Below are 21,940 nucleotides of genomic sequence, written 5' to 3' on the forward strand. Positions count from 1 at the left end.
CTACCTCACATGCCAATGACGACGCACGCGTCTCATCAATAAAAACATCCAAGGCCAAAGTATACAGTTTATCAATGCGCTCCATAGCGATAATGGATTGAAAACGACATCTTGGATCAAATATTCACCAAAGAAGATCAATACCTCAAACAACACTGTTAACGCAGCAATGATCATCGCTTGCTGCCATAACGCCATGTTACGAATGACGAGGAAGTTCATCGCAATAATGTACATCACTATTGCCATCATCATGCCTCGAATACCCAGAGTAGAGCCGATCAAAAGGTCCCACAATAAGCCTAGAATCAAAGCACTACCTACGTTAACACGATGTGGCAGAGCCAAAACCCAGTAACACGTAACCAGCAGCAACCAAGATGGTCTAAATAGATCTAAGCTACCAGGCCAAGGGATCGTTTGCAGAATAAGGGCTACTAAAAATGAGCAGCCAATTACGACCTTGCTTCTTAAAACGCTATTGGCCATCTTCATCCTCTAACAATGCTTGTTCTATGCTGGATTGATCCGCTTGCATCTGTTTATTTTCATCAGGCCATACAAGCAGCAAGTATCTGAGCTTGTCGAACTCAACCACAGGCTCTGCTTTGATAACGGCGAATTCTCGTTTCGGGTCGTAATCAACGGCAGTAACATAGGCGACTGGGTAACCTTCTGGATACACCCCACCAAGACCCGATGTCACCAACAGATCTTCTTCCTGTATATCAGTACTGGTTGGAATGTGCTCTAGCTGGATCTCGTCAATCATGCCATTCCCCGAAGCAATCACACGGATGTCATTACGAATAACCTGCACGGGAATCGCATTGTTTGCATCAGTGAGTAGAAGGACACGGCTATTATGAGCAGCAACAAAGGTCACTTGACCCACAATGCCTTTCTCGTTGATCACCGGTTGACCTTCATATACTCCATCAATCTGACCTTTGTCGATCACGACTTGGTGACGATAGGGTGAAGTATCAACGGCCATAACTTCTGTGACGACTTTCTTCTCATCACGGATAAACGGTGAGCCTAATAGCTTACGAAGGCGTTTGTTTTCCTCTTGATATTGCTCAAGCAGAATCAGCTCGCTCTTCAGTCGCAAGACCTCTCGTTTAATATTATGGTTGGATTCAATTAACCCTTTGCGAGTGCTAAAACGGTCGTAAACACCATCGAACATAGTGCGAGGCAAGTTGGCTGCATATTGAATAGGCGCAACCATGCTGTTTAATAGATAGCGAACATTTGAGAAAGCATCTAAACGACTATCAGCCAGCATAAGGCTGGCTGATAAAATTACAGCAAAAAACAGGCGCAATTGTAGAGAGGGACCTCTACCAAAAATTGGCTTCATTCTATATTTGGTCCTAGAGCTACATTTGATCCTATAGACAAGGTCCTAGGCTCTTTACATAAAACTAGATAATAAAAGAGCCTAACACTAGATATTATTCTTCGCTGAACAGATCGCCGCCGTGCATGTCGATCATCTCTAGAGCTTTACCGCCACCTAGAGCAACACACGTTAATGGCTCTTCTGCAACAACAACAGGGATGCCTGTTTCTTCTGTTAACAGACGATCAAGGTCTTTAAGCAGTGCACCACCACCTGTTAGTACCATACCGTTTTCTGAGATATCAGAAGCTAGCTCTGGCGGACACTGCTCTAGTGCAACCATTACTGCAGATACGATGCCAGATAGAGGCTCTTGAAGTGCTTCAAGGATTTCGTTTGAGTTTAGGCTAAAGCTACGAGGCACACCTTCAGCAAGGTTACGACCACGTACTTCGATCTCTTCGACTTCATCGCCAGGGTAAGCTGAACCGATTTCGTGTTTGATCTTCTCTGCCGTCGCTTCACCGATCAAGCTGCCGTAGTTACGACGAACGTAGTTGATGATCGCTTCATCAAAACGGTCACCGCCAATACGTACAGAAGACGAGTAAACCACACCGTTTAGTGAGATAACCGCAACTTCAGTAGTACCACCACCGATATCAACAACCATTGAGCCCGTTGGCTCAGAGACACGTAGGCCAGCACCAATCGCTGCAGCCATTGGCTCATCGATTAGGTAAACCTCACGAGCACCAGCACCTAATGCTGATTCACGAATAGCACGACGCTCTACTTGCGTAGAACCACAAGGAACACAAACCAAAACGCGAGGGCTTGGTTTAAGCACACTGTTATCATGCACTTGTTTAATGAAGTGCTGAAGCATTTTTTCCGTTACGTAAAAGTCGGCAATTACACCGTCTTTCATTGGACGGATCGCTGAGATGTTACCAGGCGTACGACCAAGCATTTGCTTAGCAGCGTGACCAACAGCAGCGACACTCTTTGCAGAACCCGCACGATCTTGGCGAATAGCTACAACTGAAGGCTCATCAAGAACAATGCCTTGGCCTTTTACATAAATAAGGGTATTGGCTGTACCTAAATCAATCGATAGGTCGTTTGAAAACATGCCACGAAGTTTTTTAAACATATTCTTCGCTCATCCTGCAAGAATTAGAAGACAAAAATTGTACTAAATGTACCAATGCCTTGCTGTTACGGCAAGGCATTGAAGTACAAACATGGACTGAAACCCGTAATTTCTTACAGATTCCTAACTTAAGGGGCAAAAATTATATTATTACTGACCTGTTAAGCCACTTTCTCCTCGATAGATCACTCGATCGTTACCGCGGTAGATGCCGAATGTGACTACGGTAGAGGGATCTTCATCGCCTAACTGTCGCCAGTTGTAGCGCAGCCATGGCTGGTCTTGATCGCTACCAGAACATGATATGTCATTTTCGCCCGTCTTCTTACTTGGCTCCGAGTCATCCATTCTTAACCACAAACGGACTTGTTCACGTGGCGAATCTATACCTGCTGGCGTATTTTGATTTGCTGTGACCTCTTCCTCTCCCTCATCCACATTTCCACTACCGTTAAGTGAAGCTAAAGTGGTTGCCGCCCCTTCACTGTGCCAAATAACTTGTTTACAAGTATTAGCCCCATTGAAGATACTGCGGTCATCCTCCTCGTTAACAACAAACTCACTGCCATTCCAAAACTCAGCACGAAGTGGAATCGTTAAAGTAGAACCGGAATTGCCACCAATATCATCGAGTACTATTCGGCCATAGCGGACCGGAGGTTGGACTGGGAATACTGCCGAATCAGTAACAGGGTCAGAGTCCGTAAATGACACAGGATCAGCACCGTCTACCGTTAAACCGAAATGAGTAACGGTAGAGTTAGTATCCGATGTATTAAAGGGATTATCCTTGCGGCTAACCCCATCAGAATCCGTAACTCTTTGCAGCTCAGCTGCATTGTCATTCAGTAACCAATGTTTACGATCAGCAGACCATGTTCCAGCGTCCGTATCTAGCAAGAAATCATTATCTATACTGGTGTCATCCAGAATACCAAAGCTAGCTTGCAGGTCTGAACTGAAGAATCGGTAGTTATTGAGCGCATCATCCGTATCACTCTCACCAGATGCCATTGGATACACTTGATGAACGCTTGAGTCGTAAGGTTGACTCAAATAAGCAATGTCGTTTTGATTCGCGACATTCCATTCAGGGTTCTCTTGCAGGAAGTACTTCGGATAGAAGCGGCCAATTGATTTACTGCCAGAGAAGCCACCAAGAATCTTGCCATAAAAACTATTCGAGTCTTCGGCCACTTCAAAATTAAAACTACCCGCTTCTGAGTATTTTAGATTTTTAAATTTATAGCCGTTATCAGCAAGTACTATATCTGAGCTAGATTGAGTAAGTTGACTAGTCGGCTCTAAACTACCTAATACTGCACCACTGTTACTAGGTGTATCTAATGTATGAGTTGCACCTACTGCACCTGAAGAAAGCAAATAGTTTTGTGTTACCAAGCTATTATTACATTGCTGACTTGCATCACTCGTGAACCGAATAGGTTTAGCAAACACGTCAAACTCTTCCCCAGCAGCAGCAAACGCACTCTCACCACTACTGTTTCCATCAGAATTATTGCTCGTGCAGATGGCAAATTTCCAAGGTCTGATATAGACCTCAACGATACCTTCTAACGAGTCCCAACTGTCACCATCATTATCTTCACAATCATATCCCGTAGGGCATTCAAAAGTAGGATCGGAAAGTTTGAAGCTAACTTTACCGACTTCGCTGTAAATAATTGAACCAGTAGTTTGAGCGGAACTGTCAAATTCAAAGACTACCGAGGTATCGCTCCAGTCGCTCTTACTTTTTACCAATAAGTTTCCATCAACGGCTCCCTGGGTAGAAGTGGGGTTCACCAATGAAAAGTCCGAGACATTGAGAGTTTTATCCCCTTGATAGCCTAAAACAGGTGTTGCCGTATCATCTTTACAAGCCAAAGCTTTCAGGTCAAAGCTCGCAGCCAGACCGGCTACAGCATATATATCGCTCGCTTCAAACTTGTATAGCGATACTAAAAAGTCGCCAGAGTCACTTTGATTGGAGTCTGACGCCAGTTCAGCCTCAATTTTATAAGTACCAATTGAGTAAGCATCCAAACCGAGTGTTAATATCCCAGATAAATTTGTCGAATAAGAGTTGCCACCGTTATGACGTCCCTCAATAACACTATCAACGGTTATGCCGGTAGGTGTCGTAATATAAACTTCAACTTGCTCAGTGGCTGGATTCCCTTGAGAATCAGTTACGGTGACCGTCACTTGTGGGGTTTCACACAATAGAGAGAAGTCTTTGTTAGGCGTCAAATCCAATTGATAACTAGCGGGGGGGCTGTAACAACTATTCTGTCCTAAGATCACAGTATTGGCATCATGTATGGTTAAGCTATTGGTTATAACTGAACCTCCGATCGTTCCACCATTATTAAACTGGATCGAATCAAATAAAATATGCGCATTAACTATTGCACCTGATGCGATGTTGAATGTGGCATCAGCCTCAGGGCCATAGAAAATCAAATCATCACTAACGTGATCATTGTTCACGTCTGCCGGGCTATTAAAGATTAATGAATCTTTTATTAATATCGCCGACTTAGAACTCACCTTAATCGTATTATTCGTACTATTAAACTTTAGTGTCTTGAAATAATGATAGGTATTTGCTCCAACCGCCAAAGTAACATTTGAACTATTAGATGTAAGATTTCCGATATACACTTTTTTATTCGCTGGGAATCGGTATTCAACTGGGTAATCAGAACCACCATACGCTAAAGTTAGTGAATTAAGATCCACGTTTATATTAATCACGCCATCGCCTTGCCCTGCAGGGTGGCATGTATCCCCTACTAAAGCAGCCTCACAACTTCCGGTCTGATCAATTTCATCAGGTCTTGAGTTGCTGAATACTACATCACCATTTAACTCTGGAAAGTTAATTGAGGGGAGTTTACTTGCGTCAACCTTTTCACCACCGGTAGCACAAGTACCAGTCTGACATGTGTACTGGTAATTAGAATAATCAGTTAATCGGTCAAACCCCATCCTGATATCTTGGCAATTATTTTCGCTTGGAGAGCAAGATTCACCACTCCATCCGCCGATGAAATACTTCAAAGGCTCACCATTAGGAAAGTTGGGGGCATTATTGAATGTTACTTGAGAATTATTCTTCCAAGAACTCGCTGGAGCAGGAAATATTTCACAAATATCAATTGAAATATCGTCAATTTCAAAAGCAAAGTAACCAACCTCTTCAGGTATATGCGTGCGGTCTCTAAAGTCTTCATCGACAACAAAACTAACCTGATCGTTATTGATATTACATCGACGCAACCAGCCTCCGTGTCCACCAGCCCGCTCTTGTTTATTGGCGATGATTCCATCAACATTCGCTAGAGAGGTGGTAGCATACTTATCCTCACAGCCATCCAACATTGGGTCATTACCGTTTTGACTGGGTGTATCATACCCTCTTGCAAATTGAACCTTATACCCATCGACTTCAAGCATTGAGCCACTTGTGGCATTTGTTGCGATAAAACCCACCCGTTCGTCTTGGTAATTATTACCAACTCTTGATGCCGATAACTCTAAAAATAGCCTCGCTTCATTATTGTCATTGCCCCCAAGAAGTTTTCCGGATGTCACCCATCTACTACCATTATTCCTTGTTTGAAGTTGATGAAGAACAACTGGGGAATTAAAAGCTTGTTGGGCTCCAAATGTAGAATATGCAACGGAATCGGCATTACCATTTGTGCCATTTTTTGATTTGTATCTATTCGTATCCAAGTAACCAGCAATAACTTCATGACCATTAAAATCTGCCACACCAGGCTCGATAGCAAGATAGCTCACCTCAGTCATTGGTTGGCTGTTTAAATCAGCGCCCCCACCATTTTTAGGCGCTTTAATTTGCTCGATAGTGGCTTCCGTTTTCGTAACATTAGTCACAACTAACGTTGCGGGAGCATCTAAGTCAGGATTATTTGAAGTAATAGTAGGCATTACGAACACAAGTGGTGTATTCGTGAAGGGTTTATTTAGAGGAATCTTACATTCTGAGCCTGTACATTGCGCAACTCCAAACTGGTACTGCGCTTGCGAGACATAGCTTGGTGGTGGTTGAGTTATACCATCATCACACTGAACCTCACTCGCTCCATCTCCCGATACAGCAATCGCTGCAGAAAGCCCTGAAAGGTCAGCAAATTGAGGCGAGCCAACTTGTCGCCAAGAGCTTCCTTCCCATAAATTATAAGTTAGCCATCCTGACTTATTCGAGCTACTTTCATATTCAAGCCAAACTTCATAAAACTCACCATTTAATGTTTCATTATCATCAATGACAGGGTTTCGAACGCCACTATCGTTGCTCCAAATTGGCGTCGGGCTACCACCGTTCCTTTTGGTTGCATAAATAGTGTCTTGCCCAGATGAAGGCTCTAATTTAAACCATACAGAGAAATCGCCTCCAGCATGAAGTGAGCTACATTGAGACGAAGAAAAATCTGCGAAAGCAGGAAAAGAAAAAAATAGCAGCGCAAATATTATACTTAGATGCTTCATTCAGCCTCCTTCACCCAAAGTTCTTGATTACGTTGAACTTGGCTCACACCGGAACCGCAAATTACCGAAGACTCTAGAACATAGAAAACAAAGCCATCAAGTTCTCCCCGATTGGAACACTGTATTCGCTCAAGAGAACAATTCACCGGGGCGGTGTTAACCATAGAGCTTGCTACCGTAAAAATCCCACCACCAGGCTGGAGATCGTTACTGCTACAAACACTAGCAACAGCAGAAGAAGCCTGAGGATCAGGGTCCGGATAAAACTGAGTCATAACATACTCATTAACAGAATGACTGAGTAACCAAGCTTGTGTACCAAGTACAACTCGAGTGTTTGAATCATTATCTGACCAACTAGTTCGACTCAAACTTGTCGCTAAGAAACCAAGCACCACGATAACAAAGATGACAATGACTAGCGCACTACCTTTTTGGGTTGATTTACGGGACATTAATCACCTGTATATCTTGCTCAAACACTGTGGACTCATTATTTTCTGCAAACTCGAGAGTCAACTCAACAACACCATTACTCTGAACATCCGCAGGTTGATAACTCAAAGTACTATTCTCACTCATAACTCGATCACTTATTGTGACACCATTACGAGTTAGTAAATTACTACTCGCAAGGCAATACTCCACAAGGTTAGTTGAGTCAAAAATGTAGTGCCTTTTACCTACAGATTCACTAACAAGAGTGTTAGCTCCATTTGGAATAGAAAAATAGGCAGCGGACGCGCTCGGAGGAACCACACTATCAAGGGGGTATATATTATTTAGGTTGTTGATGTCCGTATGTGGCCTAGTCGGGTTTATAACCAATGACATAGATTGTAATGAGCTGCTTGTCGCTCCACTGTCACTCACTAGAAAATTAATGTCTGCCCCTGATATAGCGTAAAAACCCGAGTCAACAATTGGATAAAATGATACGCAACCGCTACTTACAGAAGCAGGGAACAAGTTAGGAACAGCATGCCTTACTTCACGAGAAAGCTTTTCCAATACAAACCTGGCTTCAGTTTGCAGTCGAAAGCGTTCTACAGAGCCAAAATAGCCTCTCATACCAAGCTCAGTAAAATTCGCGACACCAAGCAAGACGATACTTGAGATGACAATAGCTAAAATCATCTCTATAAGCGTAAACCCTTTCCCCTTCATCAATACTCCCCTCTGTAAGCAACTAAGGTGATAGGAGGATTATTGCTTGCGGTGATTGTTAACGTAAATTTCTGCATCGAAGCAGTTGGTGTATCGTTGGCAACAACCAAGTCCACATCAAAATTAGTATAAGTGCTACCGATTTCAATTGGAGTACCAGAGCTCACCGAGCCGTAATCTCGAGCTAAAAGATCAGTCATAATACTTTGACCTAATGCTGAAGCTCGGTTGGAATAATTCACTTGCCCTGAAAGCGCGGATTGTGGTGCAAGAAAAGTAGAAAATGCGAGCATTGCAAAACCAAGTAGTACAATAACAATGATCGACTCGATAAGCATAAAGCCACTATTTACGTACTTCATGGGCATACCTGATTACTTGGATAAACAAAACCTTGAGAATTGATACAAACCCAAGCCTTGTCTGAACTATTATTGGATGAGATGGTAATTTGAACACCAGATGAGGCGGTATTTTCAGGGTTACCTAAAAGGCTGAATTCAATTGGAAAAGTGTAGCTAGAGGTCGGTATAGACGAGAAACTATAATCATCACTAGCAATAACATCACTTCTTGTTGCAGATGTGTTGTCACAAGCAGATTGCGAACCGATACAATTGTTCACAGCCACTAAACGTAAGCTTTCAGCACCTGACACAGACATATCCATGTTAGATTGCATTCGATTCAGCTGAACTTGCCGAACAACAGAAGAAACCTGCCCTTGCAGGGCATACAACTCATAGCTTTGGCGTCCATTAAAACGGCTAATGGCTGTAGCAGCAATAATCGCAAGTAAAAGAATCACCACAATCAATTCAACTAAAGTGAAACCTTTGTTTGGCTTTATCTCCATATAGCCCCTAAGAAAGTCAATCGTAGCTCTAGATTACAAGATAGAATAAAAACAATGAATATTAGAGAGTTATTTACCTATATCTAAAATAAAAAAGGCCGGCAAATGCCGACCTCTAGCTTACCGTAGCAAGCTATTTAGTTACCATTACAACCTGCACCAAGAGTTACTGTTGTAGAGGCAGCTGAGGCCGCAGTTGTGCCTGTAGCTTGTGTATAAGTAACAATACATCCAGTTGCAGTCGCTGCACTAGTGCCGGAAAAAGTCAGTGTCATAACACCATTACTAGCAGATCGACTCCAATCTGTTGTTAGGCCAACAACAGCCGCACCTATACCTGTATCATCAGCCGTAGGGTAACCAAAAGCAATATCAATACCTTCTACGTTTTGTCCTGAAGATACAGCCTCTAACCCTTCGACAGCAGCTTTACCGTAAGTAATACCAGCAGCACTATCAATTGCACCTTTTAGACCTTGAAGTGAAGACTCACGAGCATCATCTTGCAGGTTTAGGAAACGTGGTGCCGCAGTTACAGCAAGAATACCTAGAATAACAATTACAACCACTAGTTCGATTAGGGTGAAACCGCCTTGTCTTTTCATAGTTAAGCTCTCTCTATGTTTAATTTTACGCAGACTTACTGCAAAGTTACGGTCACACGACCAGTTTTAATTTCGTAAACAAATTCATGCTCTGTACTACCTTCCAATTGAACGTAAGTACAGGTTGCATCACCAGAATTTGCTTGCGCTGAATACTTGTAGTTTGAGTCGTTAGCAACATCCGAGATAGGACCCACTTTAGGTGGATTTTGCAGCAAGTTTTCCATCAACTCAGAACATGTTTCATCTGAAATATCTTGTGGCGCGGTGCTCGAATTATTGTTCAGAGTCCACGGATAGCCATCTCGAAAGTCAGTATCGACGTTGCTACTGTTCTTTGATCTTGTTAACCAAAAATCAACACCATCATAATTTACAGTATTGTATGTCTCAACACCAATCTTCTCTGACGGTCTTGCTTCTGCTTCCCACTGTGCTCTTGCCGACAAAACAGCGGTCGCAAAACCACCAGCGACACCTTCAATGCTTGATTTCTTGGCTTCATCAGTTACATCGAGAAAACGAGGTAATGCAGCAACCGCCAATAAACCAACGACCACGATCACTATCACTAATTCGACAAGGGAGAAACCCTTTTGATTCTTAAGCATTTTCTACCTACTCATCTAATTATTAACGCGCATTATACATTCGCGCACGTATAAAACCATACAAAAACTGTCAATATTTTCACAAAGCCAAAATATTGGCTTTCACACTAAACCTTTCTTTTTCGAGCAATATATCTAGCTGATACTTATCAGCATAATGATAAGCGCAGTGAAACAGTATGTTATCACTTTTATCTTCAACACTTGGAGATCTTAGCCCTAAAATGCTCCCTTGGGGATACAATTGATCCAGCCAATAATTACAGTCTCGCTCCGTACCTTGAATCGGTTTTAACCAGCCTGTTCGACTATAACTTTTGGGGTGCTCCGGATCATTGTTTTGCTCGGAGCCTGATAACAAATACTGCTGTTTGAACAAATTGGCTTGTTCTAAAATCCGCTTGCTCGCCACAATAAATGCCGTATTAGTCGCTTCTTCTTCTACCGTTTTAAATGCCGAAAGCACACCGACAATAAGAAAAAGAATAACCACAGTCCAAATAACAAAACGTGAGCGTTGTAGGTTATTTAGCATCCCCTAGCCTTTGATTGCATCCAACATGCCCCACATCGGCAAGAATATACCTAGTGCTAAAATCAGCACCATGCCCGCAACGATGGTTAACAAAATGGGTTCAATTCTGGCAGTTAAGGTTTTTAGATCGTAATCGACCTCGCGATCATAAAAATCAGCCACTTCAAGTAGCAACTCATCAATACGACCCGTCTCTTCACCAACTGAAATCATTTGTATCACTAGCGGTGTGAAAATTTCGCTGTTGACCGCGGTCGATGAGACCGTACTACCGGCTTCAATGGCTGACTTCATTGCTTGAACTCGAAGCTCTAGAAAACGGTTATCCAAAGCCTCAGCGGATAAAGCTAACGATTGGTTTAGTGGCACGCCCGCTTTTAGCATCAAAGCAAACGTACGTGAGAAGCGTGACAATAGTGCTCTATTTACTACCCCGCCAATAACCGGCATTTTTAAGCGTAATCGATCCCACTTCTCCAAGCCTTTGTCTGTTTTAACCCAGGCTTTAAACGCAAAAATAAGGCCAAAGATCACGCCAAGCATTAAGCCCCAGTAATTCACAAAGAATTCCGACATACCAATCAAGATACGAGTCGGTAGCGGCAGGTCGACACCAAAGCGCGCAAACATGCTAGAGAACTGCGGAATCACCTTGATGTTAAGAATGAACATCGCAATCAAAATAAAGCTAATCACGAACGTTGGATAACGCATCGCGGTCTTGATTCGCTTGCGAGTCTCAACTTCCTGCTCATAGTACCCGGCCAACTGCAGAAGAGCCTGATCTAAACGACCCGTGTTTTCACCAACCCCAATCATAGACACAAACAATGGGCTAAATACCTTGGGATGCATCTGCATCGATGCTGCTAATCCGCGGCCATTAGTTAGCTCAGCAACCACTTCTTCGAGAGCAGCCTTCAACTGCTTATTTTCACAGTTTTGAGTAAGGCCTTTCATCGACCTTAAAAGTGGTACACCCGCTTTGGTTAAGCTGTATAACTGTCGGCAAAACAGAACCAACACCTCTAATGGTACACTCGGAGAGAACAGGCTCGATACATCCATATCTAAGACTGAACCACCACTTTTACCTAGCTTGATAGAGGTTGGAATGATCCCCTTGCTCATCAAGCTTTCAGCTGCGAGATCTTCGTTATTCGCATCCAATTGACCACTCACTTGGCTACCATCAGAGCTGCGACCTACATAACGATACGTTGGCATATCACTCTACCCCTAAAGATAAATTGGGTCGGTGGCACCAGAAGCATCACCTTCGCCAAGATGCATGATCTCATCGAGACTCACAACACCTTGCAGAGCCAGTTCCATCGCAGAAGCCAATAACGGTTTGTAGTTTTCAGACTGTCTCGCCGTTTGAGCAAAACCAACTGCATCATTCGCTCTTAGTGCATCCATCATGTTTTGTTCTAGCTCCAACATTTCAAATACACCAATACGCCCACGGTAACCGGTTAAATTACAGTTCTGACAGCCACGGCCTTTCATAAACGGCACACCCACTTGGTTAGGGAAACGAACGCTCAGCCATTGCTTACGAGGTTCATCTAACTCATCCTCAACCTTACAATCGGTACAAACTTTGCGAACCAATCGCTGTGCAACGACCGCTCGAACAGCGCTCGCGACCAAGTAACCTGGTGCTCCCATATCCATCATCCGCAGTGCACTGTCTACCGCATCATTGGTATGGAGGGTGCTTAATACTAAGTGGCCAGTCAGCGCGGCTCTCAAGCCAATCTCAACCGTTTCGTGGTCACGCATCTCACCAATAAGAATGATATCGGGATCCTGACGCAAGAAGGTTCTTAGGACTGTAGAGAAGTCGAGATTGATCTTAGGGTTTACCTGAACTTGGTTCACACGAGGAAGACGATATTCCACCGGATCTTCCGCGGTAATGATCTTTTTGCCCGGTTCGTTGAGCTCACTTAATGCCCCATACAGGGTTGTGGTTTTACCCGAACCTGTCGGCCCAGTAACCAAGATCATACCGTGCGGGCGGCGCAGCTGTTGACGAAGACGAACCAACAGATCGCTCGGTATACCCGAGGCTTCAAGTTTACGTAGTCCTGCAGATTGGTTAAGCAGACGCATCACGACAGACTCACCGTGCTGTACTGGCATGGTCGACATACGAATATCAACCGACTGACCTTTAGCACGGATATTAAAGCGACCATCTTGAGGAAGACGTTTTTCTGAGATATCGAGGTTTGCCATCAGCTTTAAGCGCAGTACAAGTGCAGAAGCAATGTTCACTTCGTTCAGCAATGTTTCATGCAGCACACCATCAATACGCTGACGAAGACGCAGTACGTTTGAGTCTGGCTCTATATGGATATCAGAAGCGCCGACTTGGATTGCATCTTCAAATAACGAGTTAATTAGCTTTACTACTGTAACTTCGTCACTGTCTTCTTCAGCGATATCGAAATCAAAGGCATCATTAACTTGGTGTTCAGCGTGAAGCTGCTCAGCAAATGAGGCGATCTCTTTAGTTCTTCGGTAATAGCGATCGAAGCCATCAACTAATTGCCTCTCTGGAGCGACAACGAATTCAAGTGCGTAATCTCCTAACTGGCCTAGCAAAGATTCTTGGGCAAACAGGTCGGCAGGGTCGCTCATTGCAACACGCAAAGTGTCACCTTGGCGTCCAATCACCAATGCACGAAGGCGACGAGCATGTACTTCCGGTAAAAGCTGTACCGCTTCGACATCGACAACAGCTCGGCTTAGATCAATAAGAGGAATCGCTAACTGCTGCGACAAGAAACTCAACATCTGTTGCTCTGACAAGAAGCCAAGTTCAATCAGTGCATCACCCAGCTTACGACCGGTGCTTTTCTGAGCAGCCAGTGCTTGCTCAACTTGAGTCTCCGTGATAATGCCCTCTTCGACAAGCAAATCACCAAGCCTTTTTCTTAATCTAATTTGCATCGCCGCTCTCCTCTAAAGCATTGAGTATTTTTAACCTGTCACGCACAAAGCTTTGTGATTGAGATGAGATACCTACTCTGGTTAACGCACCTTGGTATGACGCTTTAGCTGCTATGAAATCGAGCTGACGTTCTTGCTGGATCGCTAAGCCTAACCACCAGCGAGCATTATCTGAATCAATCTCAACCAACTTTTGGTAACTTTCCAAGGCCACTTCTTCTTGCTGAGACTTTTGACTCAATGCTGCACGCATAGCTAGATAATCTTGCGTAGGGTTCGGCGGTAAATGTATTAATGGACTTAAAGCCGCTTCTGCTTGGTTTGCTTTAACCAAAAGCTTAGATAGGCCCAAGCGTAGCTTTTCGCTGTTAATATTAAGCTTAATCCCTGACTGAAACAGCTCGTACGCTTTACGTGTATCACCCTTACCAAAATAGAGAATCGCGAGTTTCTGACGAACATCTTCATTTCGTGGCGTATAACGTAGAGCTTCAGTGTAGCCTTTCAGAGCACCAGTAAGATCATTCGCATCAAGCGCTTTTTGAGCACGCCCTTGTGCATTCACAGATAACTGCGCAGGTGTTAACTCAACCTGTTCGATCAACATTCCGTTATTTTCTGAACCACCAGAAGTTACTGACTCATTAGAGATAGAGGCTGAAACTGTTTTTGCCACATTAGCAACATAAGTCGGCTGAGGAATTTCAGTCTTAGTCGTTTGAGGCGCGCTTAGAGCTTTCGTTGATGCTTTCTCTTTTGTCGGCTGTGGGATAGACGCAGCAACCGGTTCAGATACAACTGGCTTAGCTTTAGCGCTTTTTACCATCGCAGTGTTTTCTGTTGAAAAGCTGGCAGTGTCTAGGGTCACCAATTTCGTAGTTGGTGATGAGATAGGTTGAACCGCTTCCTGAATACCATTTGAATCATCAACGACAGAAACCTGAACCTGTAAATCTCGAGTTAAGATTGGCTGCTCAATCACTGGACCTTGCGATATCGCCCAACCGCCCATTGCTAAACTCAGAGTAAAACCTGCTGTGACCCAAACCAATGGGGAACGTGTTTTTACTTTAGGTACGACTGCCGCTTCAATCGAAGTCGCTGATTTTTTCTTTGCCAATTCAGACAAGGCGTTGTTAATGACGCTCATAATTAATTCCAACCCCACAGTATTGGCGTTTTAAATTTAGGCTTACACACATCGTATGTTTCATGCATAGCGGAAAACAGATGCTGGTTGTCGATACTTTTCTTATCTTCACTGAACGAAAGCAATAGAGCCTTATGACAAAGTTGATTGATCAATCTAGGGATACCTAACGACGATCGACAAATCGCCTTTTTTTGATTCAAGCTGAACAACTCAGGATTACCACCAGATTTAGCGATCCGGTTATCAATATACGCCACCGTTTCATCGAGAGTCAGCGGCCTCAAAGTTGAGCTAAACGTGATTCTTTGGCGAAACTGTCTGAGATGGTAAGCCTCTAGTCGAGCATCCAGCTCAGGCTGCCCCAATAAAACAATCTGCAGCAGCTTCTTATCTTCTGTTTCAAGGTTGCCAAACAGCCTTAGTGTTTCGAGAGCTTCATCCGATAGAGCCTGAGCTTCATCAAGAATTGCCACCACTCTTAAACCCGAATTGTGCAATTCAATGAGCTTATGCTGAATGTTATCAACCAAGGTTGCTTCACTGTCGATAGTCAAACCGAGCTCTTTAGCAACGGCTTGGCGTAAGTCTGCACCTGAGAGCACAGGGTTTGGCAGGTAAATTAGAGCTGTGCAATCATTTAGGTGATTGACCAGCATCCGGCAAACCATGGTTTTTCCAGTACCGACCTCTCCGGTGACCTTAATCACGCCCTCGCCCATTTCTAACGCCGATATTACCGTCTGAATCGCTTCAAAGTGAGGCGCTAAACCATAAAAAAAATCGGTATTCGGCGTTAAGGTAAATGGCAGTTGTTCAAAACCAAAATGAGCTTGATACATAAGTAACCTAGCTTAGTTAGATACTGCCAATCTACATTGAAAAAGTAAGTAACTACTCTTCATCATCTGGGAACCACTGTTGAAGCAGATCTCGAGAACGCTCTAACTCTGTTTGCCATGTGTTCACACCGACGATTGTCGGTTTAAGCAAGATCACAAGCTCAGTTTTTTGCGTCAACTGACTGGTATTACGGAATAAATGGCCGAGGGCTGGAATATCACCAAGGAATGGAACTTTAGAGGTTACATCGCTGGTATTTGATTTCATCAAGCCACCAATAACCACAACATCACCATCTTGAGCACGAATCACTGAGTCAGACTCACGAATGGAGCTTTTTGCCAAAGGAAGCGTCACGACCCCCGTTGTTGAACCCAAGTTAAGCTCTTTGACTTCTTCATCCACCTCAATAACTGCCGGGTGGACATGTAAAAACACACTGCCTTTATCATCGATCTGAGGTGTCACGTCCAAAGAGATACCAGAGAAAAACGGGGTTAATTCAACCTCAGGAGCGACATTCGCGTTATCGCCACTACCAACCGCACTTGATAAATCAGTTACATAATATTCATCAGTACCGACTTTAATAACCGCTTTTTGGTTATTCGCAGCTGTCACTCGAGGGCTAGACAGCACGTTCAAATCTCCCTGTGTATCCATGAAACTTAATACTGCTTCAAAGCTACCACCAGAAACAACTAGGTTAGATTGACCACCTAAAGCTGCACCAATTGGGTCCATCCCTGGCAATGTACCTGGGATTATCGTACCGGCTGCATCTTTAACAATAGAGCCCATGCCAATTGTGTAGTTAGTACCATTTGACGAGAACATCTTGGTCCAGTTAATACCCTGCTGGTAGCCATCACTCAAAGTCACTTCCATGATCTTTGCTTCCAAGATCACTTGGCGTTGTAAGCGCTTCTGAGAAATGCCTAAGAACTCACGAACTTCACGGATTTCATCAGGATAAGCACGCACAGTAATCACACTGGCTTGCGGGGTAACAACGACGCTCTGTCCATCACCAGAACCAATTAAGTGAGCAACGGCGGCTTCAAGTTGTGGCCAAAAGTCACTTTCAGAGGTCGTTTCAATCTCTGTACCACCGTTCGATGTCGAGTTTGATGAGTTAGAAGAGTTGGATGAATTCGACGAATTTGAATTGGAACTGGAAGAGCTCGACGAGTTTGAATCAGAAGTCGTGATAGTCCCTGTCGTGATCGTCGTTAATGAGCGACCAGAACGTTTAACTTGTAAGTAATCAACAGGAATCGTTACTGTACGTAAACCTGCAGGGTAAACCTGAATGACTTTTCCACGCTTTTCAATATCGTAGCCATACATGTCCTGAGCAACAGCCAGCACTTCATCTAACGTCACATCGGTTAAATTAAAAGTGAGCTTTCCAGAAACACTTGGATGAATAGCAGCACTATACTCAGTACCTTTCACTAAGCTTGCAAAAAAGGTTCTCGCTTCAACACCTTTTGCCTGAATACGAAAACGCTTAACCGTTTCCATCCCCGGAGACATAGAGTCAGAACTAAGCTGAGGCATAAGGTCATCTTGTACCGACGAAGGAAGATCATGAAGCGCTCTGCTATTGGCTTCATTAATTGATTCGTTTAAAGATTCTTTAATCTCAACAGGATCTCTATGCCCCATCGAACAGCCGACCAAAGATGACACTAGGATTGCTACTACAAGTTTACGCATGTCTTCACTCTAACCTTAATTATTATTCTTAACATCTAAAGAGAACATCTCTAATTTCCACTGCTTAGAGCTTCTCTGCAGAGTGACGTATTCTGGATCGATGTTCTTAACTCGGTACCCTCTGATCGTTTCCCCTTGGCCGAGAATCTGACCATTCAGAATCACATAGCAAGGTGTATCTCCCTTGCATACAATGCTTTCTAAGGACGGTAAGCGATAACGAGTTGGCGCTTTCTTAGATGACGTTGCTTTTTGTTGGGGTGAAAGCCAACCTAATGGTGCAGTGGGGTCTTGCTCAGCCCACACCGCGGAACTGCCAAACAGCAGAAACAACAAAAGAGTTCTAACCACCGATAAACTCCTGTCTAGTACCTAGCGTGTATACCTCGAACACCAGTCGAGCTTTAGGATATTCTTCTACTGAGTATTCAAATGTGCGCCAGTAGTAGCTAACAGGCAAAGATTCAAGCGCTTGAAGATAAGCTGAAATATCAAAGTAACTGCCCGTCAATTCCATTCTCACAGGGTGAAGAAAGTAGCCAGAATATTCACTGGTCTCTTTATTATTCGAAATCGCTTCCGGTTTTAACGACTCTAGCGACTCTAGCTTTAGACCATTACCGGCATTAAGAACACTCTCCAATAATTGCGACATTTGAGAAGGCGTAATCAACCCATCGACAATCTCTGAAAGTTGCAAAGAAAGGTCTTGGCTCTCTCGCATGAGTTTCTTGTATTCGAGGTTAATTTCTTTATCTGGGTCTTTGCTTAACTTAGCTTGCAGAACAAGTAATTCACCCTGCTGCCTTTGATTCGATTGAGTCAAGCTCGTAGTCTTGGCATTTTTCGCTTGTAAGTCGAGATACGCGGGCTCAACCAATAAGGTGAATAACAGCATGGACAGGCCAACAAAACCACACACGAAAAGTAGCCATTTTTCTCTTTGGCTTAATGCAAGAAACTTATCGCTAAGCTGGTTCCACTGTTGCATTATTTACTCTCCCTGCGAGTACTTAATTCAAACGTCACCACGTCCTGGTCATTACGACCAATTTTAAGTTTTTCAAAAGCACGTCCGACTAAATTAAGCTCACTTTTAAACTGACCAATCCAGTTCGGAACGACATTTGCGTTACGAGCCAAACCACTAAGATCTAAAGTATCGTGGGTCATGTAGATGTGCGAAAGAGAGATGTCATTTCGGCCTAATTTAGCTAAGGAATTCATGACGCCAGAATACCCGACTTGTTGTGATTCGTCGTATTGTCCGACCGCCTTCAAAGCCTCTTTTTTTGCTTGAGTCTCACGTTTGAGACGCGCAACGGCCGCCACTTTCTCAGGGGACGGTTTGTGTTGAGTTAACTTACTATTCAATTGGTTAACTTGCTTGTTAAGTTGATTCGAGTCTTGTTGCAGGGCTGTTAGTTCTTTATCTAGATTAGATACTTGGTACTGCATCGCGAAGTAACCACCAAGCAATAAAACACAAACTAGCCCCCAGCTCGCAACAACATTGGTCAGCGTAAAATATTCTTTTTTAGGCTTAAGATGTTCAGGGTAAAGGTTGACCTTAAACGTCTCTTTTTCAGCTGCGAGTTTAACCAACAAACTCTCTGAATTATCACGTTCATATTCAACCAACAATGAAACTGTCGAGCTCAATGTACTATTTAAGGCACTTTGTAACTCTGCTTCATCTTCCTCATCACAGCAAATTTTCAGCTGGTGAAGCTGTGTACCTTTAATTTGTGAAGAAAGGTAATCGATCGAGCGTTGAAGTTCTAAAGCGAGACCGTCTAACTGTAGAGCACTTGACGCAACACCCGTTAAAGGTGGAACAACACTGCGAATCGTTCTTTGAAAACAAACGGTATTTTCAACAAACGCACCCAACTTAAAGTGTGAATTAGCGCTGCGCTGTAAAAGGATGAAGTTAGACAACTCGCCAGCACTGTAACCCCAGATTTCATCTTCAGGAGCCACTCCAACTAATTCGATCTGAACCGAGTTGGCAATATTTAAAAGCTTATCTAACAGCTTTTTAGGCAAGACATACACTTGCAGCTTGTTCGACGTCGGAAGCGCGACCGCACTCGCCGTGATCTCAGTAACCCTTTCAGAGACGAGATCTTTGAGTAAGAATGGCAACGCAACCGACCATTCACTCTCTGGAATGTCCGGTTTATCAAGTTGATAGGTTTGGTAGTAGTTAGCACAGACAACCAACTGGAGACGATTACTGGCAAACGCCTCACTGCTAAGCGATTTTTTTAGCGCACTCTCCCAGTCCCCATTAACCACGGGAATACTGGTTACTTGAGGTTCTTGTTCTGTCGATGAAATATAAATGGCATCATTGCCCAGCAGGACAACTTGCGAGCTACCTTTATTATTCGTTGGCTTTATCTTGTCTAAAATCGCTTTAAAATTCATTCTTAACTACTACTCTTACGCCATCGATTTCTTCGTCCAACTTTTACAACAGATTCCGCTTTTGCAGCCTTTTCAACGTGGTTAGGCAAAGGGATAATTTGTTGTTCTTCGTCGAAATATCTTCCTTGATAGCCGTTAATGCCTAACTCTATCAAAGTATTCTTCTCTTGTTTTGTCTCGACTCCAACGGCAATAACTTGAGTTGGAGAGTCACCGCATGCCCCAATTAAGCTTCGGACAAACAGTTGATTCTCATGCCTTTGATCAATTTTCTTGATTAAGCTTCGATGAAGCTTAATGTAATTAACCTTTAAGTCCTTTATATAGTGAGTGCTAACAATGGTTCGCCCCGCTTGACCAACCACAACTTTACACCCTAAACCTCGTAGCATCTTTGCCACCGGTCTCATATAATCAAGATGAGCAATCAAGTGCCCTTCTGGAAACTCAAATGCAAGCTGAGAGCGGTGCTGAGCAGAAAGCTGTAACAACTCACTCCTAAACCACTTAAAGTGCTGTTTATTAGCAAACGGGGTAACATTCAGATTCACCGAATAGTTGATAGGTTGAGTTGATTCTTTCAGCGATTTCAACACAACCTTTAGAACCGATTGGTCCATTTGAGCTTGATAACCCACTTGCTCTACCGCAGGCATAAATCGAGACGATTTCAATAAACCTTTATCAGGATCCTGAATTCTAGTAAATATTTCTCTATGTAATTCATTAGCTTGACCAGATTCCGGCATAAGATAACACCGCTGAGCAAAGATTACTAAATTTTCAGGAAGCAGCGCTTTATCAAGTAATGTTCTCCAACGAACACTGCCTCTATCCAACTCATTCTTATTCTGTTTCGGGTAACGGCTCCAGTTATTAATACGCTCTAACTGAGCACTCTTTAATGCCGTTTCCGTTTCATCCATGATCTGGCTGTGACGATCACCTTCGGTATACATAGTCACACCGATATGACACCAGTTTTCGGATTCCAAAGGCTCTGGCGGGGTTAGTTTATCCAACTGCCTTAAACATTGAGCTGCCAAGGTCGCAATATCTTTTGCACCTTGGTGAGGGATGAATACAGCAAAGTCCGCTTCGTAATAGCGAGAAAAAATGACATCTGGATAACGCTGAACGATATTCGATAAGACTTCACCGACTTCAATAATAAAGCCGTCAGTGATTTGCTTGTCGTTAGCATCACGAACTTGTTCCCACTCGTCGATACGTATCAGTAACACACCGCCTCGAGCACCACTTTCATGCAGTACCGATTCCAGTTTATTATCAAATAAAACTCGGTTTGCCGTGCCCGTGAGTTTATCTAGGAAGGTATGGGTACGAATAAAAGTATCAAAGCGACTTCGCTCTTGACGAGCATCTTGTAGCTCTTCAATCAATACATCTAAGGCTTCACTTGCCGTATAAGGCCATTCACGCTCATCCCCCTTTGCGTGAGGTTCAACCTGTCCAGCAAGGATCATTCTTCCTCGCTCTTCTAAGATCTCAGAACCCATGAGTTGCTCTTTCAACCAACGAACACCGCGAGCCAGACAGAACAAGACCAATGCGACAGCCAAAGTAATTGACCACATCGCTTCCATTGAGTAGTTGTAGCCAATATAAGGAGGAAGCGCTTTAAATTCGATTCGGTAACCTTCATTACGCTCTAAAATGAAGCTTTTCTCATAAAGGCGATTGGGATCAATTTGTGGGGAGGTATCTTTGAAACGATAGACGATGCCAGTCTTGTTCGAGAGTTTCATCTCAACAATATTGCTCGCCTGCAACATTTTAGGCATCCAACGCTGCATTGAATACGCGGCGTCGGGATCTTCCATCTCTTTATCTACAACGTCGACAATACCAACCAAATAATGGTCTAAATATTCCTGTCCAATACGCTTAAAGGAAAGTGTGCCACCAATAAAAAGAATGAACATCGCGCTGATCACTATCACGGTGACAAATGCGACCAATCGGGTGCTCAATTTTAGTGTCGGGGTATATCTCATGAATAACGAAA

The 21,940-nt window shown here is 43.5% G+C and carries 20 protein-coding genes; all 20 read right to left on the reverse strand.

All coding sequences use genetic code 11. The features are described from left to right. The 20 genes from mreD to csrD all read right to left on the reverse strand — a co-directional run bounded on the left by mreD (position 1) and on the right by csrD (position 21,929). A complete protein-coding gene (gene mreD / locus ACED45_RS08055) occupies positions 1–489 on the reverse strand; it encodes a rod shape-determining protein MreD (protein WP_004735926.1) in 489 nt (162 codons plus the stop codon). Continuing rightward, positions 479–1,366 carry a rod shape-determining protein MreC gene (gene mreC, locus ACED45_RS08060; RefSeq protein ID WP_048657962.1) on the reverse strand — a complete coding sequence of 296 codons (888 nt, stop codon included), beginning with the start codon at positions 1,364–1,366 and terminating at the stop codon, positions 479–481. Before mreC ends, mreD begins: the two co-directional genes overlap by 11 nt. A 94-nt stretch (positions 1,367–1,460) precedes the next feature. Then, complete coding sequence (locus tag ACED45_RS08065) at positions 1,461–2,504, reverse strand: rod shape-determining protein (RefSeq protein WP_017062957.1); 1,044 nt, start codon at positions 2,502–2,504, stop codon at positions 1,461–1,463. Positions 2,505–2,654: 150 nt separating this feature from the next. Next, complete coding sequence (locus ACED45_RS08070) at positions 2,655–7,025, reverse strand: DUF6701 domain-containing protein (RefSeq protein WP_371713710.1); 4,371 nt, start codon at positions 7,023–7,025, stop codon at positions 2,655–2,657. Then, a complete protein-coding gene (locus ACED45_RS08075; protein ID WP_055318986.1) occupies positions 7,022–7,480 on the reverse strand; it encodes a hypothetical protein in 459 nt (152 codons plus the stop codon). The genes ACED45_RS08070 and ACED45_RS08075 overlap by 4 nt, the downstream gene beginning before the upstream one ends. Next, on the reverse strand, positions 7,470–8,192 hold the full coding sequence (locus ACED45_RS08080; protein WP_371713711.1) for a PilW family protein: 723 nt from the start codon (positions 8,190–8,192) through the stop codon (positions 7,470–7,472). The genes ACED45_RS08075 and ACED45_RS08080 overlap by 11 nt, the downstream gene beginning before the upstream one ends. Next, positions 8,192–8,554 (reverse strand): type IV pilus modification PilV family protein, encoded by a 363-nt coding sequence (locus ACED45_RS08085; protein ID WP_108083056.1) that lies wholly within the window; start codon positions 8,552–8,554, stop codon positions 8,192–8,194. Before ACED45_RS08085 ends, ACED45_RS08080 begins: the two co-directional genes overlap by 1 nt. Then, positions 8,551–9,048, reverse strand: coding sequence for a prepilin-type N-terminal cleavage/methylation domain-containing protein (locus ACED45_RS08090; protein ID WP_108083055.1), 498 nt, complete (start codon positions 9,046–9,048; stop codon positions 8,551–8,553). Before ACED45_RS08090 ends, ACED45_RS08085 begins: the two co-directional genes overlap by 4 nt. 137 nt (positions 9,049–9,185) lie before the next feature. Next, positions 9,186–9,653 (reverse strand): type II secretion system protein, encoded by a 468-nt coding sequence (locus tag ACED45_RS08095; RefSeq protein ID WP_371713712.1) that lies wholly within the window; start codon positions 9,651–9,653, stop codon positions 9,186–9,188. 35 nt (positions 9,654–9,688) lie between these two features. Next, positions 9,689–10,264: a prepilin-type N-terminal cleavage/methylation domain-containing protein gene (locus tag ACED45_RS08100; RefSeq protein ID WP_048657956.1), complete on the reverse strand. Its 576-nt coding sequence runs from the start codon at positions 10,262–10,264 to the stop codon at positions 9,689–9,691. Between the two features lie 79 nt (positions 10,265–10,343). Continuing rightward, the gene (locus ACED45_RS08105) at positions 10,344–10,799 is read right to left on the reverse strand and encodes a hypothetical protein (protein ID WP_048657954.1); all 456 of its coding nucleotides are present in this window, start codon (positions 10,797–10,799) and stop codon (positions 10,344–10,346) included. A 3-nt stretch (positions 10,800–10,802) separates the two neighbouring features. Next, the gene (locus ACED45_RS08110; protein WP_060982974.1) at positions 10,803–12,026 is read right to left on the reverse strand and encodes a type II secretion system F family protein; all 1,224 of its coding nucleotides are present in this window, start codon (positions 12,024–12,026) and stop codon (positions 10,803–10,805) included. A 12-nt stretch (positions 12,027–12,038) separates the two neighbouring features. Next, positions 12,039–13,763: a GspE/PulE family protein gene (locus tag ACED45_RS08115; RefSeq protein ID WP_048657952.1), complete on the reverse strand. Its 1,725-nt coding sequence runs from the start codon at positions 13,761–13,763 to the stop codon at positions 12,039–12,041. Beyond that, positions 13,753–14,913 carry a tetratricopeptide repeat protein gene (locus tag ACED45_RS08120; RefSeq protein ID WP_371713713.1) on the reverse strand — a complete coding sequence of 387 codons (1,161 nt, stop codon included), beginning with the start codon at positions 14,911–14,913 and terminating at the stop codon, positions 13,753–13,755. The genes ACED45_RS08115 and ACED45_RS08120 overlap by 11 nt, the downstream gene beginning before the upstream one ends. A gap of 2 nt (positions 14,914–14,915) precedes the next feature. Continuing rightward, complete coding sequence (locus ACED45_RS08125) at positions 14,916–15,755, reverse strand: ExeA family protein (RefSeq protein ID WP_055318979.1); 840 nt, start codon at positions 15,753–15,755, stop codon at positions 14,916–14,918. 52 nt (positions 15,756–15,807) lie between these two features. Further along, on the reverse strand, positions 15,808–17,478 hold the full coding sequence (gene mshL, locus ACED45_RS08130) for a pilus (MSHA type) biogenesis protein MshL (RefSeq protein WP_371713714.1): 1,671 nt from the start codon (positions 17,476–17,478) through the stop codon (positions 15,808–15,810). A gap of 15 nt (positions 17,479–17,493) precedes the next feature. Continuing rightward, on the reverse strand, positions 17,494–17,829 hold the full coding sequence (locus tag ACED45_RS08135; RefSeq protein WP_371713715.1) for an MSHA biogenesis protein MshK: 336 nt from the start codon (positions 17,827–17,829) through the stop codon (positions 17,494–17,496). Beyond that, positions 17,822–18,469, reverse strand: a complete 648-nt coding sequence (gene pilO / locus ACED45_RS08140; RefSeq protein WP_371713716.1) for a type 4a pilus biogenesis protein PilO — start codon at positions 18,467–18,469, stop codon at positions 17,822–17,824. Before pilO ends, ACED45_RS08135 begins: the two co-directional genes overlap by 8 nt. Beyond that, positions 18,469–19,911, reverse strand: coding sequence for an MSHA biogenesis protein MshI (locus tag ACED45_RS08145; RefSeq protein ID WP_102480907.1), 1,443 nt, complete (start codon positions 19,909–19,911; stop codon positions 18,469–18,471). Before ACED45_RS08145 ends, pilO begins: the two co-directional genes overlap by 1 nt. 2 nt (positions 19,912–19,913) lie before the next feature. Further along, positions 19,914–21,929: an RNase E specificity factor CsrD gene (csrD, locus tag ACED45_RS08150; protein WP_108167549.1), complete on the reverse strand. Its 2,016-nt coding sequence runs from the start codon at positions 21,927–21,929 to the stop codon at positions 19,914–19,916. Positions 21,930–21,940 lie beyond the last annotated feature (11 nt).

Source organism: Vibrio crassostreae (assembly GCF_041439375.1).
GTDB classification, from domain to species: domain Bacteria; phylum Pseudomonadota; class Gammaproteobacteria; order Enterobacterales; family Vibrionaceae; genus Vibrio; species Vibrio crassostreae_D.

Bases quoted from the DNA above. Each gene is read 5' to 3' on its own strand.
- ACED45_RS08080 (WP_371713711.1), bottom strand. From the start codon at position 8,192: ATGAAGGGGAAAGGGTTTACGCTTATAGAGATGATTTTAGCTATTGTC.
- ACED45_RS08075 (WP_055318986.1), bottom strand. From the start codon at position 7,480: ATGTCCCGTAAATCAACCCAAAAAGGTAGTGCGCTAGTCATTGTCATC.
- ACED45_RS08115 (WP_048657952.1), bottom strand. From the start codon at position 13,763: ATGCAAATTAGATTAAGAAAAAGGCTTGGTGATTTGCTTGTCGAAGAG.
- ACED45_RS08110 (WP_060982974.1), bottom strand. From the start codon at position 12,026: ATGCCAACGTATCGTTATGTAGGTCGCAGCTCTGATGGTAGCCAAGTG.
- ACED45_RS08085 (WP_108083056.1), bottom strand. From the start codon at position 8,554: ATGAAGTACGTAAATAGTGGCTTTATGCTTATCGAGTCGATCATTGTT.
- ACED45_RS08090 (WP_108083055.1), bottom strand. From the start codon at position 9,048: ATGGAGATAAAGCCAAACAAAGGTTTCACTTTAGTTGAATTGATTGTG.
- ACED45_RS08095 (WP_371713712.1), bottom strand. From the start codon at position 9,653: ATGAAAAGACAAGGCGGTTTCACCCTAATCGAACTAGTGGTTGTAATT.
- ACED45_RS08100 (WP_048657956.1), bottom strand. From the start codon at position 10,264: ATGCTTAAGAATCAAAAGGGTTTCTCCCTTGTCGAATTAGTGATAGTG.
- pilO (WP_371713716.1), bottom strand. From the start codon at position 18,469: ATGCAACAGTGGAACCAGCTTAGCGATAAGTTTCTTGCATTAAGCCAA.
- ACED45_RS08065 (WP_017062957.1), bottom strand. From the start codon at position 2,504: ATGTTTAAAAAACTTCGTGGCATGTTTTCAAACGACCTATCGATTGAT.
- mreC (WP_048657962.1), bottom strand. From the start codon at position 1,366: ATGAAGCCAATTTTTGGTAGAGGTCCCTCTCTACAATTGCGCCTGTTT.
- ACED45_RS08145 (WP_102480907.1), bottom strand. From the start codon at position 19,911: ATGAATTTTAAAGCGATTTTAGACAAGATAAAGCCAACGAATAATAAA.
- mshL (WP_371713714.1), bottom strand. From the start codon at position 17,478: ATGCGTAAACTTGTAGTAGCAATCCTAGTGTCATCTTTGGTCGGCTGT.
- csrD (WP_108167549.1), bottom strand. From the start codon at position 21,929: ATGAGATATACCCCGACACTAAAATTGAGCACCCGATTGGTCGCATTT.
- ACED45_RS08125 (WP_055318979.1), bottom strand. From the start codon at position 15,755: ATGTATCAAGCTCATTTTGGTTTTGAACAACTGCCATTTACCTTAACG.
- ACED45_RS08120 (WP_371713713.1), bottom strand. From the start codon at position 14,913: ATGAGCGTCATTAACAACGCCTTGTCTGAATTGGCAAAGAAAAAATCA.
- mreD (WP_004735926.1), bottom strand. From the start codon at position 489: ATGGCCAATAGCGTTTTAAGAAGCAAGGTCGTAATTGGCTGCTCATTT.
- ACED45_RS08105 (WP_048657954.1), bottom strand. From the start codon at position 10,799: ATGCTAAATAACCTACAACGCTCACGTTTTGTTATTTGGACTGTGGTT.
- ACED45_RS08070 (WP_371713710.1), bottom strand. From the start codon at position 7,025: ATGAAGCATCTAAGTATAATATTTGCGCTGCTATTTTTTTCTTTTCCT.